We start from the raw sequence: 14,602 nt of genomic DNA on the forward strand, positions 1-14,602 counted from the left end.
CTTGCTTTTCTTAAAATTATCATGCAATACTCAAGTTACTTTCGTTCAATGCGTCAATCAGTAAACTCGTTGATAGATTGAATGGTGTTGGCAGTGGATTTAGCAGGTCTTACTCTGGTCTAATTTGAAAACCAGATTCAACCCGTCAATGTGTTAATTAGTTGATCGGTTTACCCGTTGAATACAAACAGCCTCAGTTTTCAACGGATGGACTCATCAACTCGTCAATCGGTTCATTCGTCAACGCATATACCAGTCAATACGTGGACGGGTAAATGGGTGCGGCTATCAATTAGTCAATACATCAGCGATTAAACCCATAAACTAATTTATTATCAACGGGTCAACAAATTGTCGAGTCAACGCATTTATTCGTTTATCAATTGACTTATCAACTAATCCATCTGTAAACTTATCAATTTATAAATGGATTTATACATTTATTGATGGATAAATGTATGAGAGAATTGATACATGGATACATCAATCAATAAATAAACACATCAATAAATGGACGTATGGATTGACAGATGAAAAAAAGTTGAGTACATTTCGGCTATCGAATCAAAACCATTCAGCATGGCAACTTTTATATCCATTTTCAGCCAGAAGGGGGGGGTTGGCAAAACCACCCTGACGATGGTACTAGCCACTCATTTTGCCGTGGTCGAAAAACGTAAAGTAATCGTCATTGATGGCGACCACCCGCAGCACAACTTCTTTCACGAGCGTGAATTGGAAATGGCTAAAGCAGAACAGAACGAAGCATTCCGGAAATCAGTCGAAGCGCAGGGCGTTGAACCTTATCCCGTGCTGGAGGCAAGCCTGAGCGACCTGGCCTTGTTCATTGATCACTTTCGCAAGGAGGGAGGGGATGAGATTGTGTTTATCGACCTCCCGGGTACTGTTAATACACCTGGCTACATGGACGTAGTTAATCGTCTGGATTATGGCATTCTGCCGATGGAGGCAGATAAATTCACCTTTGTATCCGGATTGCAAACGCTCAATGCGGTTTACGACCAGCTTCAGGAGGGCAAAACTAAGATTAAGATGTTTATGCTGTGGAATAAATACATGGAGCGCGAGCGTCAGAATATCTACACTACCATAAACGCCCAGATACAGGAAGCAGGTTTTGTAACGGTCCTCCACAATCGGGTGAAGCACTCTGTCCTCTGGAAGAATCAACGTTCTACATTAATTCCTGAGGTATCGATCAAGCCAGTGGCTGACGAGATCAGTACGCTGCTGTTTGAGACAAAGAAAGTCCCTAAAAAGAATGTCCTGAAAACTGCACCCGCAAACCTGTAATCCAAACCGACCATGGCAAAGAATAAAGCAGCCGATGATATAACGACAATGGTCAGCCGGGGCATTGGGTCCGGCTCAATACGCGACTACCTCAGTTCCATCAAAAAGGAAGAGCCTGTTGCCGCTCCGGCAGAAACGGTTCAGCCTGAATCGCAGCCAGCACCAACGAATGTCAAGAAAGGGGAGGAGACCCCCAAAAATAATGAGGACAAAAAGGCACCTGCGGATACCCAGGCAAGCGCTGCTCCGGAATCACATGCATCTACCCTGGACGAGAAGGAAAAAAAGAAGCTGGACAAATACGCCCAGACCTTCCTAAAGAAGAACCCCCGGTTCGTCCGGTCATCGAAACAAATAGCGATTTCAAAGAATACCCACGCACTGATTACATTACTCGTCAGGTATGCGGATCAGACAGGGAATAAGGTATCAATCATGGAGGTCCTCGAGAACATCGTGGAAAATCACATCCGTGAAAATGAAACCAACCTGAAAGCGATCAAAGAAGAGTTAATTCAATTAGAGTTTAAAATCTAACGATATGCTCTCCCCGTTGGAAATCCTGTTGTTGGCCGGGGTTTGCCTGGTAGGCTACGCCTGGTACCTATTAAGGCTACCTCTCTGGAGCATTGCACCGGCCAACCTTCGTACGCAGCCTCAGTCAGGAGCCCGTGCCACGTATAAGATGCTCGGTGGCTCGAAAACCGATTGGAAAGGACTGCTCCAAAAACTTCGGGAGGAAGCCGCCCAAAAGCAGCAGAACGATCAACAGTCCGATGAGGAGAATAGGGGAGAAGCCTGGCAGATTTCACAAACAACGAACTTTGCCATCGACGAGGATGAGGGAGAAGGCGAGTCAGACTTGATCATGCTGGAAGAAGATCTGCCCCTGGGGGAAATCGGTGACGCGGCCGATGAAGGTTTTGACTTGGTGCAATACTCCGAAAACCTGAACCAGCTTACCGAAGTCGTTAAACAGGTTGAAGAGCCAACGCTATCGGCGGAGCAGGCCAAACGGATTCAGCGCATGTTGAAACAGTTAAACCCAAAGGGTGCCATGGTCGACGAATCGGTAGAGGCCACCCTCAAAAAAGGAACGTTCTTCGATGTTGCGCAGCTCTCGGCGACGTTCGACCAGCTTTGGGATGAACAAGATGAAGTTCCCAACCCGAAAGGAAGTAAAGAACGGTAAACATACATTCCATTCATGTATTAAAGCCAGGCGTCATCGTCTGGCTTTTTTGTTTGCTCAAAGTGTCTATTTTACGTCAAAGACAACTATCTTATTATCAGCTTAAAAGCAGCCATGTAATATTCGCAAGACATAATAAATAAAGTGGTGTAAATAATTTTTTACAGTTATAAGTATTGATTTTATATGTATTCTGCATTAGTTTTGGATTAAGGATAATGTGATGTCCTTATTTTCAATCACCTTCTATCGTTTAAATCATTCATGAAAAAGCGAATTGTTCAAGTGGCTGGGGGAGCTATCCTCCTCAGTTACCTGGTATTGGCCAATGCTTCAGAATGCCTGGCGCAGACCGGTTCGGGTGCCGCTAAAAAGGGGCTGGATGAGGCCACTAAAGAAATAACCGGAGCCTGGGAAACGGTTGGAAATTTGATGTATGCCATTTGTGCCATTGTCGGTGTGGTTGGCGGTATCCAGGTGTATTCCAAATGGAGTAACGGAGATCCGGACACCCGGAAAGCAGCGGCCAGTTGGTTTGGTGCCCTTATCTTTGCCGGTCTTGTCCTGCTGGTCATAAAAGCGGTCTTCAATCCATAATGTACCGGGTGAATAAAGGCGTGGACCGACCACCAGAGGTTCTGGGTATTCGGGGTATGAATTTTCTGCTTCTGCTGGCGGGTGCCGCCGTTGGCTTACTGCTGCTGGGTGTCATCATCATGGTGGTCACCGGCATTTCATCTGGCTACATCTTTGGTGCTTATTTTTTCGTGCTCGTCTTCCTGTATGGTCAATTGGTGCGGCTCTCCAAACGCTTTGGTGAACGAGGATTGAGCAAGCACCTGAGCCGTACCCGACAACCTAGTGTAATCTATGTGCGCTCAGCTTATGTCTTTCGCCGGCTGAACAGCCCGACCCGCTCTTAAAAGCGCTCTATATGCAAGTAAAAACGAGGGACATTAAAGACCTGTTCCCCATTGGCGCGGTTCAGGACGATCTGATTTTTTCCAAGTGGGGCGATATCACTGTAAGTTTCGAGGTTATCCTACCCGAAATTTATACGCTAAACGTGCAATGGGACGGCGAGGGTGACAGCCGCGTCGAAATGGGTGAATACCGGGAACTGGTTGAAGCCTGGTCTAAAGCTATAGGTGTACTGCCACCGCACACCATCGTGCATAAGCAGGATTGGTTTGTCGAAGAGAAGTACCAACCGAAGGTAACAGTAAATGCCTTTCTGGACAAAACCTCAGAGCGGCACTTTAACGAACGGCCTTACCTCAACCACAGATGTTTTCTGTTCCTGACGAAAACACATCCGGAACGCCGATCGGTCAGTGCCGAAGCCATTACGCTGGCAAGGACCAGGTTGGTATCGAAAGAGGTAGCCGATGCCAAAAAGCTAGATGATTTTCTGAATGCGGTCGAACAATGTAAGGCAATTCTGGAGAGCACCCGCCTGCTCCGGCTACAGCGCCTTACCACGAATGACATCGTTAGTACTGCCATCTCGCAGGGGCTGTTGGAACGCTACTACAGTTTGTCACTTCAGGAAGAAGTTGTGACACTGGCGGATATAGAACGTGATGATTGTTTACGGATAGGAGGGAAGTTCGCCAAGTTTTACACCATCTCCGATGTGGATGATATGCCCGATTGGGTACTAACCCATAACCGGGTGGATGCGTACTCTTCGGAAAACTCAACGGTGTCGGTCTGTTTTGCCGCTCCGGTAGGACTTATGTTGCCTTGCAATCACATCTATAATCAGTATGTGTTTAAAGACGATAAGCATGTATCGACTCCGGAACTGGAACAGCGGGCCACTCAGATGCGCTCCCTGGCGTCGTTCGGCAAAGCCAATGAAGTGAACGCCATGCTCATCAATGAGTACCTGACGGAAGCTTCGCAATACGGATGGAATCCTATTCACGCACATTTCAATGTACAGGTCTGGACGGAGGAGAAAAGTAAACTGCCGGTATTGCGCAATCTGGTAAGTTCGGCTATTGCCAAAATGGGTGCCCGGCCCCGGGAAAACAGCCTTGATGCGATGGCGTTATTCTGGGCGGGTATTCCCGGTAACGCGGCCGATCTGCCGAAGGAGGACCGGTACTGGACGTTTACACCCCAGGCGGTTTGCCTGTTTAACCAGGAGACGAACGATGAAACCTCGCTGGCCACATCAGGTATCAAACTGACTGAACGATTGAGCGGTAAACCGATAAACGTGGATTTCTCTGATGAGCCCATGAAAAAAGGCTGGATTACGAACCGGAACAAATTCATCATTGGTCCGTCGGGTTCGGGTAAGTCATTCTTTACCAACCATGCAGTTCGGAGCTATCACGCCCAGGACAGCCATATCGTAATCGTCGATGTGGGGCATAGCTACAGCAGTTTATGTGAGATGCTGGGCGGAAAGTACCTGACCTACGATCCCGCGAATCCGATTTCTTTTAATCCCTTTGTGATTGAGGGACGCGCTCAGCCGGATATCGAAAAGAAAGAAGCCCTGAAGACACTGCTCCAGACGCTCTGGAAGCGACCGGAACAGCAGCAGACTCGCACCGAAGATACCGCCTTAGCCGCAGCTATTGACGGGTATTACCAGTATCTGGCTCACCATGAGGACATTTTTCCTGGTTTCGATTCCTTTTACGAGTACCTTCAGAATGGTTTCGTCCGGTATCTCGATGAACATAAAGTCAGGGAAAAACACTTTGACCTGGAGAACTTTATGTACGTGCTTCGGTCCTTCTACAAAGGGGGTGAATACGATTACCTGCTCAACAGCCGGACCAATCTGGATTTGCTCCACGACCGCCTGGTCATCTTTGAACTCGACAATATCAAAGATCATCCAATCCTATTTCCGGTGGTCACCATCATCATCATGGATGTCTTTATCGCTAAGATGCGCAAGCTGATGGGGATTCGTAAGATCATCCTGATTGAAGAAGCCTGGAAAGCCATTATGAAGGATGAGATGGCCGAATACATCCGGTATCTCTACAAGACGGTTCGAAAGTTCTTTGGCGAAGCCTGGATTGTTACGCAGGAGGTGGATGATATTATCGGCAACAAGATTGTCAAGGACAGTATCATCAATAACGCAGACACCAAAATCCTGCTGGATCAGCGTAAGTACCAGAACAAATTCGGGATTGTGCAGGAGTTGCTGGCGCTGACTAAAAAGGAGAAAGATTTATGCCTGAGCCTCAACCGGGACAATGATCCGGGCAGGCTCTACAAAGAGGTGTTTGTATCCTGGGGCGGTCAGCATAGCAAAGTGTACGGTGTCGAAGTATCACGCGAAGAGTATTATGCTTTCACCACCGAACAGCGCGAAAAGCTCAACGTACAGCAGAAAGTGCAGCAGCAACGCGATGCCGGGGCAGACATCAACTACGAGTTAGCGATCAAAGAGATCGTCGCGGAAGAGCGCGGATTATAGGCAACGGATTTTCTACATTTTATTCCCTCAAGTGAATTATGAGAAGACATTTTCTCAGGCAGGTGGGCATTGCCCTGCTGCTTGGCTGTATCACATCCGGTGCGATGGCTGCTTCCGGCTGGGTACCGACGAAAGCGGTCATGGCATCGGATACCACCGATGATCCCGCACAGCCGCAGAATCCACAAGTGCCGTTTGTGCGGGAAGTAAAAGGCAGCGGAGGGAAGCTGATGGAGGTGACTTTTCCCGGTCAATCACCCATGCAGGTGCCTTCCGCGAAATTAGGCGAGGTGCTCGCGTCTTACACCGAGGGCCTCGTCAGTCAACTGTTTCCTAATTATGGTCCAGCTCTAATTCAACGGGGCTGGAGTGGGGTTAAAGATGAAATTACGGAGGAGGTCGAACAGATTCTGGGCGAGTTGGAAAACGACCTCATGAACGGCATTAAAGACGAGATTGAGCAATTAGCCCAGCAGGCCTTGGGCTCGCTGCTTAACATCTCGCCGATTTCGGAAGTAGCCCGGCTGCGGAAGATGGTTAAAGATGGCATGAGTAAGCACCAAAAGATTGAATATCAGAATTATAAGGTAGACTACGCCTGGAAAAAAGCGCATACTGAGCTGTCGGAAAACTTCGTCAGCTACTACGAGAAAAAGGAGCTGAAAAAGAAGTTTCAGATGGTATCCATGCAGGAGGAAGGCGGCCAGAAGCTGTTGAACTCCGGCGTGTTTACCCCGGCTGAACAGCAGCAGTACGGCAAAATTCTGTCTACACTATCGTTTACAGATGACCTGGCGGCTGAGGTAAAAACCGCCTGTAACCTGTCACAAACGGCGGTATGGATGTCGGAGGGGGAACGCATCAACGTACTCGATATGGTAGAGGAGGATTTGTTCACCCGCGTAAAAAGCCTGAAGGCCTACAATGCCGAAATCGCCAAAGCCGCCACGGCTCGTCGAAAGCAGCTCATGCAAAACCGGCTGACCAAATCCCTCTACCGGGAGGGCACCAAATTAAACCGCAACGTCTCCACCTATAAAACGATATGGGAATGATTCAGAAGTTAGTATCCGGGTGCCTCCTAATCCTGGCGAGCGTACCGGCCTGGTGCCAGATTCCGGACGCCAGTCAATTGAAAAAAGGCCCCAAAGACGAGTTTACGTTGCGGTTAGCCATCGAAGAGTTGCTAGGTAATACGGAGACCGACCTGATGCAGGGAGTTCTTGATCCGGGTGTTGATTACGGAGCGATTCTAACGGAAAAGGTTTTGGATGAGCTGATCAAAGCGGTAGCGGATGCGGCCGTACTTGCGCCGGCGGCCGAGAAGATTATGGCTACCTACTACGAGAAGAAAGCCGAAAAGCTGTCGAAGGAAATTGCCAAGCTCCGGGAGGTATGGAAAGACGGGCAAACGAAGATTCAGAAGATTCGATACCAGGATCTGAAGGTCAAGACTCAGTTTCGCAAATCGATGAACGAGCTGCACCCGATGCTGGCGCAAAGTAAACGGAAATCACTGGCGCAGCAGGACATGAAAGATCTCTACGGCAGTTTCGTGGGTGTGGCCGGCGAGGTGTTTACGGGTGGTGGTCCGCGCCAACAATTGATACGCGAAGAGTTTGACGCCTACACACAGGACGAAGACCTGGGCTACTACGCGCTGGCCACCGCCGGCGGTTTGCTGGGTGATCCCAAATCACTGGAAGTTAAGCTGAAGCTGGCCGACCGTGAATCAAAAACGGCATTTCTTTCCCCGTACGAACGCATTCGGCTGTACCGCAACACGTACCGCGAAAGCCGTATGCGCAACAACTCTATTCAGCGCATGCAGGGGGAGTTGTCGGCCGGTATTAATCAGAAAATCAAAAAGCGCATTATTCAGTCGCAGGCCCGCAGCCTGGGCCTGAAGCGGTATTAACGACAACTTCTCTGAACGTATGGAACAAGCATTGGATAATTTGTACCAGGGCATGCGGGGCGACTTCGGAATGCTCATCGACTTCGGCCGCTCCATTGGCTTCCTGGGTGCTGTCTTTTATGTTTTTTACCGCATCTGGGGGCATCTGGCCAGAAACGAACCTATTGATGTGTTTCCGCTCCTCCGGCCTTTTTCGCTGGCCTTGTGCCTGCTTTGTTATACCTATATCGTCGACGCCATGGTAACCATTGGCAATGGGCTGGCGCTGGCCACCGAACAGGTCGTAGCCAGTAAAGAAACACAGGTAATTCAGTTGAACCAAAAGAAAGATGAACTCCTGAAGCAAAAGATGAAGGAAATAGCCGGCGTCTACACGGCCGACGGTGAACTAAGCTACTGGGAGTTGGGGAAAGACTTTTTCGGGCGGCTTTTCTCCGTCGACAATTCGGTGCAGCGCTCGGGGGTATCGTTTCTGATCAGCACCTGGATTGATGAACTGCTTAAGTCCGTCACGCGAGTGCTGTTCGACGCAGTTACCCTGGGAATAAAGATCATTGCGACGTACTTTCTAATTATTATGGCCATCTGCGGCCCCATCACCATTGGACTAAGCTGCTTTGAGTGGTTCTATGGTTCTCTGGGAGCCTGGTTCGCCCGGTTTATCCATATCCTGTTGTGGATACCGGTGGCCAACATCTTCGGGGGCATCATTGAAGAGGTGCATATCATTATGCTTCAATCCGACATTGCCCAGATCCAGGCCGCTACTGCCGAAACCTTTACCGCTACCGATTTTATGGAAATCCTTTTTTACATCATCGGAACGGCCGGCTATCTGCTGGTGCCGCTGGTGTCGACCTGGATTCTGGAGTCGACGGGAGTCGGTAATGCCATCGGTAACTTATCGCGTCCGTTTACCGCGCCGGCGACGGCAGCCATGGGTGTAATGGGTGGAGCAGTAGGTACAGCCCTCGGCAGTGGGTTTGGCGCGGCACGGGGATCAGTGGCTCCACCGATCTACGTATATCCTACACCGTCAGCAACAACGCCGGCGCAACGGCCGCAGCCGGTAAACAAGGTGTAATCTGAAAAATGACATGAAGAATCCGACCAATTTTCGATACCTCACCAATCTGGAAACGAGTTTTCAGATGGTTCGGTGGCTGGCATTCGGCACTGTTTTGGGGAGTCTGCTATTCTGTTCGGTGGTGCTGTACTGGTGCATCCGACAGGTAGATGTTAGCCGGCAGAACATCTACGCCCTCGACCGTGGTAAATCGTTTCTGCTTACGCTGTCGCAGGAAATGAACGAGAACCGGCCGGCCGAAGCTGAGGACCATATCAAAACGTTTCATAAGCTGTTTTTTGAACTGGACCCCAATGAGAACCAGATTAACGCCCATATCCGGGAGGCTTCTTACCTGGGTGATCAGTCGGTTGTGCGGCTTTACAAAGACCTGAAGGAAAAAGGTTACTTTACCCAGCTTATTCAGGGTAATGTCATTCAGAAAGTAGAAGTCGACAGCGTACAGATCCACTACAATCAGTCGCCGTTCTACGCCAAGACGTACGCCCGGCAGATTCTGATCCGGGCCAACTCAGTAACCATCCGCCGGCTGATTACACACTGTTACCTGCTGGAAACGCAGCGTAGTGTAAACAACAGTCACGGCTTTATGATCGAGCGCTTTAAGGTACTGGATAATCAGGACCTGGAAACCATTGAACGGGAGGGAAACAAAGCGTACGCTTATCTGAATAAACGATAAAGCCATGAAAACGATTGAACGTTTCGCGCTCCGGCCAGCAGAAAAGCCACCCCATGCCTGGGCCCTGCGTATGCAGTATCGCTGGTATTTACACTGTAAATGGACCATCGGACGATTTGCTATTGCCAGGGTAAGGAAATGGGAACGGCAGCCGATATCCACACGCAAGCAACAGCTTGGAATTGCGCTCTGTCTGTTGCTTATGCTGTGGGCGCTCAGCCTGGCTTTCTCGCATCAATGGAACCTGGTTCAGGCCGGTCAGGTGCATCACCTGGACCACACCAGGTCTACAGCCCTGACCCACAACCGGCCAATTAGAACCGTCCGGTCAAACAACACACATCAAGTCGAAAAAGGAGATAAAAACAACCATGGAGCACAACCGGGAAAAACGAAAGATTAAGGAGTTATTCTCCGACAAACGATTCCTGTACGCCGTTGCCGCCTTTCTGCTGATTGCCTTCGTTACCATATACCAGATGGTTTCGCAGGCCGGTAAACCAACGGCGGCAGAGGGAGAGAACGCCATCAACGCTACCGTACCTACGGCCATGATCGACACGACGCAGGCCACCAGTAAACTGGAGTTGCAAAGCGAAGTAGATCCGATGGCCATGCCGGGGATTGATCCGGCAGTCCAAAATAAACAATCGGGCTTGCAGTCACCCGTACCGGAAACAATTAACCCGTACCTCTACCAGAAGAAAGCCAAAGCCGACGATCCGGAGATGGCGGAGCTAGATGCGGTCTACACGACAAAGTCCAACGATAAAGGAAATGCCCGCAACCAAACAGGTAAACAGGAGCTTGATGAGGAAGAAGAGGAAGGTGCCCAGCCGGCTGACTTGCAAAAGCAGCTAGCGGAGCGAAAACGACTGCTGGTATTACTGGAAGAATACCGCCGGGATAAGGAATTGAAAAAGGTCCAACAGGCAGAACAAATGATGAAGCCCCAGAAGGTTGTTGATGTACCGGTAGTCTCCAGCCTGGATAATCCAATGCCTGGTCGGGGCAATGACTTTTATGGTTTGCATTCGGACCGGGTACGCCGGCAGCAGCAGGCCCGCAATGATTCGACCTCGGGAACGCTCCGGGCGGTGATCCACCAGGATCAGACCATCATCAACGGCGGACGCATTGGCCTCCGTCTGCTGGAAGCGATTAACGTACGGGGTACGGTTATTCCGGCTGGCACATTGGTGTATGGCCTTGGCCAGTTCAGCACCGAGCGGGTGAATGTTCACATCACCAGTATCCAGTATGAAAACCGAGTATATCCCATTCGCCTGACGGTGTACGACATGGATGGCATTTCCGGAATTTACGTGCCAAACATTCTGGCGGTGCAGGAGTCGCGACGGGCCGCTGCGCAGGCGGCAACGGGTATCAACATCCAGACCCCGGTGATGGGCACCAACGCGGCTGCAGTGGCTGGTGCATCGGCGGCTAACGCCGGCATCAATGGCCTGCGATCTTTCTTTTCCCGCAAAGCCAATCTGCGCAAAGCCCATTTGAAAGACGACTATTACGTGCTGCTGCGGTAGCCGAATTTTCTCCAGACATCCAAGATTCTTCAATTATGAACAAGTTAGGTATTTACCTGATGGGGGGCATACTGTCCCTCCACCTGCCGGCCACAGCGCAGATACTAAAAGACACTAGTCAGCTCGGCCCTTTGGCAATGGCCAACCGACTACTACAACGCCCGTATAGTGCAAAGCGGACGCCAGATGCCAGCACCAGAATCCAGTCCAGCTTTGTTGAGCTGGCGTTTAATAAAACGACTTGTCTGATTTTTCCCAGCCCAATCCGGTCGGTGGACCTGGGCAGCCGGGCCATTATCGCCGACAAGGCCAGCGAGGTAGAAAACGTACTTCGGGTCAAAGCCAACCAGATGGGCTTCAACGAAACCAATTTCAGCGTGATTACGGCCGACGGTAAGTTTTACAGTTTTATTGCTTCCTACAACGAGTTTCCAGATGTGCTGGCCATGAATCTGGCAGGGGAGGAGCTACACGCAACCGCCCGGAAAGAAGGTACCATCCAGTTTGAGGGAGTGGATGCTTCTCAGAACGATATTGTCTACCAGTGTGACCAAGTCATGCGCCAAAAGCGGTGGGCTAAACTGGCGGGGACCGAAGACGGCAAAATGGAGGCCTCGTTGCGTGGTATTTACGTTAAGGACAATGTGCTTTACTACAAAGTAGCCCTGGCGAATAAATCCAACCTGCCTTACGAACTGAGTTTCGTCCGGTTTTTCATCGTCGATAAGAAGGTAGCAAAGGAAGCATCGAATCAGACGATTGAGGTTACTCCGCTATATGTGTACAATGAACCGTTACGCAAGGTGACCGGCAAAAACAGAGTAGAAAAGGTGTATGCATTCCAGCGATTTACCATTCCCAACGACAAAGCGCTGCAAGTGCTCATCAACGAAAAGAACGGAAGCCGAACGCTATCCTTTCTGGTCAGCGGAAAAGACATCATGAATGCTGATACGCTGTAAACCCATGAGAAAATTTGAGCACCCCGTTTACCTCACACCTGTCAAGGGTGTGAGGTACGGGCAGCCGTTTATCAAGATAGGACTTAAGCATTCTACCAGGAGAAAGTTAGTTTATAGCTGGTTACTGATTGGCGCTGTATTTATTTGGATTACCGGTTTAGTTGTTTGGCTAGATCTGTATGGTTGGTCGTGGCTGATGAGCTACCTTCAAGAAATTCACCTACCTCAACATCAGTGGTATACGTATTGACAGCCAATAGGAGATTATAAAATTTTTCATATGCTAATAAATAGAACCAGAACTACCACCGATCTTTAAAACGTCTATTTTCGGGCCAGTCCGACTCCTATATATTTAGAATACTTGATGCAAAGTATCTTAATGAAGCCTATATGTTCAGAAGTATGTTATACTAAGCCGTTCTTGATAGCAAAACGTAAGAGTTCTGCCGTGTTCTTTGCATTTGTCTTTTCAAGCATGTGCTTACGATGGGTTTTCACAGTGTGCAAGCTACGGTGTAGTTTATCGGCAATGGCTTGACTGCTATACCCTTCAATTATCCATTTTAGTACTTCTATCTCTGCCTTACTGAGAAGTTTATCCTCATCTACATTTGGAAAGTAGTTCTTACAGTAGAAGGTCTCCCAGATTCCGTTCTCTAGGAGACGCTCAATTCGATGGGAGATGCGTCCATCTGCATTGAAAGCGGTGATGTCGGAAACAGTACCGAAAGTGGCTAGTGGTAAGCCTGTAGGAGCAGCATTAATGATTGTACTCTGCTGTAAACAATCAGTCCACTGACCGTTAGGTCGTTTGAATCGATAGTTATAACTCACCCTGTAGCTGCTTAGCTCATTTGGTGGCACTGACATGAAGAGTTTAAAATTTTCAGAGAAAATATGTTGGTTAAAATAAAACAAATCATTAGGATGCCACCTTGATAGCGTAAACTCCAGACCTCCTTCGAGAAATGCAGCTGATGGATGGCCTGATAAATTAAGGCAGTTTTCTGTAAAGGTTGTATACTCTTTATTTGTATAATCTAGGATATAAATAACTTGGCTTGCATATTTAGCCAAAAGTTCCGAAAATAGTGACTCGTGAGAGTCAATTGGGCTTGTTGTAATTTGGTTAAGCTCATCATCGGTCAGTCCCTGTAAAAAGGACATAAATGTTGGCTGTAGCAATTTCTTCATATGTTTCAAGTATACGCACAACCAAATTTACAAAACCAAGCTGATTGCTAAAATAGTGTTGTTCTGTATTTATCATACGTAAAAATACCTCTTTCGAGCGATTGACTTTGGTAGCCGAAGTGGCCGAATTTTGTAAAAAACAAAGGCCATGAAAACCACTTTAATTTTCACAACCCTGCTGTTTATCAGTAGTTTATCAGTAAGTCAATCGTTAACAGTCAGCACCTCAAACATTGACATTTACTCCAAGATTACCCTAGGTAAAGAATTTGATAGAGTGAGTTACCGGGTACTTAACAAGACTTCGAGTAAGTTAGAAGTTACTATGACTACTATCGTCACTACAAATACTGGTCGTGAGATAATTAAAAAAAAGAATTGTATATTTAGAATCAAGCCTAATGAGAGTCAATCCGGAGGAGGTATCGCCACAGATAACGATTGTCTGTGGCCGGATGATGTTTATAAAGGAGATAGAATAGGATATGCACTGAATGAAATATACAAGAATGAACATATAGCAAATGTTCGTATCAGAGTAAGTACTAAGAACTTAGATGTTGAATCTCAGCGTCAAAACGAGCAACAGGCACGTCAGCACGAACAAGAAAACATTAAAAATTCAGAACAAAGAAATAATGTCACTTCGCTTTCTAGGCAGCAAGGAACTATAATTAGTGCTGATGACTCGCAAAGGTTAGGTAACATTCCTTCCAGTAAGGCAAATGCTCAAACCGAGATAGAAGAACAAAAACGCTTAGAACAACAGCGGCAGGAAACCATTGAACGCCAACAAGAAGCAGAGCGTCAGCAATATGAAAATCATCAGAGGTCCAATCAATTATCCAACCAAATCTTAGACCGAGCAAAAGACCAAGACCCAATCAACCGAGCTGTATCTGAACAACAGGTCAGAATTGCGAATTCGTCGTCTGACCCGGCTTTACGTCAGAAGCTTTTAAGTGAATTTAGTAATACTCAGTCACAGATTATTTCTCAGCAGGCACAAACACAAGCGACACAACAATTGATTCAAACTGGAGCAGAAACTATTATCACAATTGCAGATGCTATAAAGGTTGGAAATGAAATTAGGAGAGAGCGCATAAGTGTCGAAATAGCGGAATTCAATCAAGAGACTGAGCAGTTAGAACGTGTTTAAAAATGGAGCGCTGGGGTTAGAAAAAGCGGAAATCAGCCTATCTTGAGGGTTAATCCGACCAAAGATGTACCCCTCCGACTTGACTGATTC

At 48.1% G+C, this 14,602-nt stretch carries 15 protein-coding genes; 14 read left to right on the forward strand and 1 reads right to left on the reverse strand.

All coding sequences use genetic code 11. The features are described from left to right. Positions 1 to 579: 579 nt before the first annotated feature. From ABD949_RS20405 to traN, 13 genes are all read left to right on the forward strand, one after another. The gene (locus ABD949_RS20405; protein WP_345246445.1) at positions 580 to 1,314 is read left to right on the forward strand and encodes a ParA family protein; all 735 of its coding nucleotides are present in this window, start codon (positions 580 to 582) and stop codon (positions 1,312 to 1,314) included. A 12-nt stretch (positions 1,315 to 1,326) separates the two neighbouring features. After that, positions 1,327 to 1,851 (forward strand): DUF3408 domain-containing protein, encoded by a 525-nt coding sequence (locus ABD949_RS20410; protein WP_345246447.1) that lies wholly within the window; start codon positions 1,327 to 1,329, stop codon positions 1,849 to 1,851. Positions 1,852 to 1,855: 4 nt separating this feature from the next. Further along, positions 1,856 to 2,506, forward strand: coding sequence for a hypothetical protein (locus tag ABD949_RS20415; RefSeq protein ID WP_345246449.1), 651 nt, complete (start codon positions 1,856 to 1,858; stop codon positions 2,504 to 2,506). Between the two features lie 264 nt (positions 2,507 to 2,770). After that, complete coding sequence (locus ABD949_RS20420; protein WP_345246451.1) at positions 2,771 to 3,103, forward strand: DUF4134 domain-containing protein; 333 nt, start codon at positions 2,771 to 2,773, stop codon at positions 3,101 to 3,103. Positions 3,104 to 3,123: 20 nt separating this feature from the next. Continuing rightward, positions 3,124 to 3,429 carry a DUF4133 domain-containing protein gene (locus ABD949_RS20425; protein WP_345246453.1) on the forward strand — a complete coding sequence of 102 codons (306 nt, stop codon included), beginning with the start codon at positions 3,124 to 3,126 and terminating at the stop codon, positions 3,427 to 3,429. An 11-nt stretch (positions 3,430 to 3,440) separates the two neighbouring features. Beyond that, the gene (locus tag ABD949_RS20430; RefSeq protein ID WP_345246455.1) at positions 3,441 to 5,960 is read left to right on the forward strand and encodes a TraG family conjugative transposon ATPase; all 2,520 of its coding nucleotides are present in this window, start codon (positions 3,441 to 3,443) and stop codon (positions 5,958 to 5,960) included. A gap of 38 nt (positions 5,961 to 5,998) precedes the next feature. Next, the gene (locus ABD949_RS20435; RefSeq protein ID WP_345246457.1) at positions 5,999 to 7,015 is read left to right on the forward strand and encodes a hypothetical protein; all 1,017 of its coding nucleotides are present in this window, start codon (positions 5,999 to 6,001) and stop codon (positions 7,013 to 7,015) included. Further along, positions 7,012 to 7,878: a hypothetical protein gene (locus ABD949_RS20440; protein ID WP_345246459.1), complete on the forward strand. Its 867-nt coding sequence runs from the start codon at positions 7,012 to 7,014 to the stop codon at positions 7,876 to 7,878. Before ABD949_RS20435 ends, ABD949_RS20440 begins: the two co-directional genes overlap by 4 nt. Before the next feature lie 19 nt (positions 7,879 to 7,897). Next, positions 7,898 to 8,962 carry a TraJ family protein gene (locus ABD949_RS20445; RefSeq protein ID WP_345246461.1) on the forward strand — a complete coding sequence of 355 codons (1,065 nt, stop codon included), beginning with the start codon at positions 7,898 to 7,900 and terminating at the stop codon, positions 8,960 to 8,962. Positions 8,963 to 8,975: 13 nt separating this feature from the next. After that, entirely contained in the window at positions 8,976 to 9,647 is a 672-nt protein-coding gene (gene traK / locus ABD949_RS20450; protein ID WP_345246463.1) for a conjugative transposon protein TraK, read from the forward strand. A 4-nt stretch (positions 9,648 to 9,651) separates the two neighbouring features. Next, positions 9,652 to 10,050: a hypothetical protein gene (locus tag ABD949_RS20455; RefSeq protein WP_345246465.1), complete on the forward strand. Its 399-nt coding sequence runs from the start codon at positions 9,652 to 9,654 to the stop codon at positions 10,048 to 10,050. After that, positions 10,019 to 11,191 carry a conjugative transposon protein TraM gene (traM, locus tag ABD949_RS20460; protein ID WP_345246467.1) on the forward strand — a complete coding sequence of 391 codons (1,173 nt, stop codon included), beginning with the start codon at positions 10,019 to 10,021 and terminating at the stop codon, positions 11,189 to 11,191. Before ABD949_RS20455 ends, traM begins: the two co-directional genes overlap by 32 nt. 35 nt (positions 11,192 to 11,226) lie before the next feature. Beyond that, complete coding sequence (gene traN / locus ABD949_RS20465) at positions 11,227 to 12,153, forward strand: conjugative transposon protein TraN (RefSeq protein ID WP_345246469.1); 927 nt, start codon at positions 11,227 to 11,229, stop codon at positions 12,151 to 12,153. Between the two features lie 408 nt (positions 12,154 to 12,561). Here traN and ABD949_RS20470 read toward each other — a convergent pair whose 3' ends face one another. Next, positions 12,562 to 13,350: a response regulator transcription factor gene (locus ABD949_RS20470; RefSeq protein WP_345246471.1), complete on the reverse strand. Its 789-nt coding sequence runs from the start codon at positions 13,348 to 13,350 to the stop codon at positions 12,562 to 12,564. A gap of 148 nt (positions 13,351 to 13,498) precedes the next feature. On the opposite strand from ABD949_RS20470, the gene ABD949_RS20475 reads away from it, so the two are divergent. Then, positions 13,499 to 14,512, forward strand: coding sequence for a hypothetical protein (locus tag ABD949_RS20475; RefSeq protein WP_345246473.1), 1,014 nt, complete (start codon positions 13,499 to 13,501; stop codon positions 14,510 to 14,512). Positions 14,513 to 14,602: the final 90 nt, after the last annotated feature.

This window comes from Nibrella saemangeumensis (assembly GCF_039541915.1).
Lineage (GTDB): Bacteria > Bacteroidota > Bacteroidia > Cytophagales > Spirosomataceae > Nibrella > Nibrella saemangeumensis.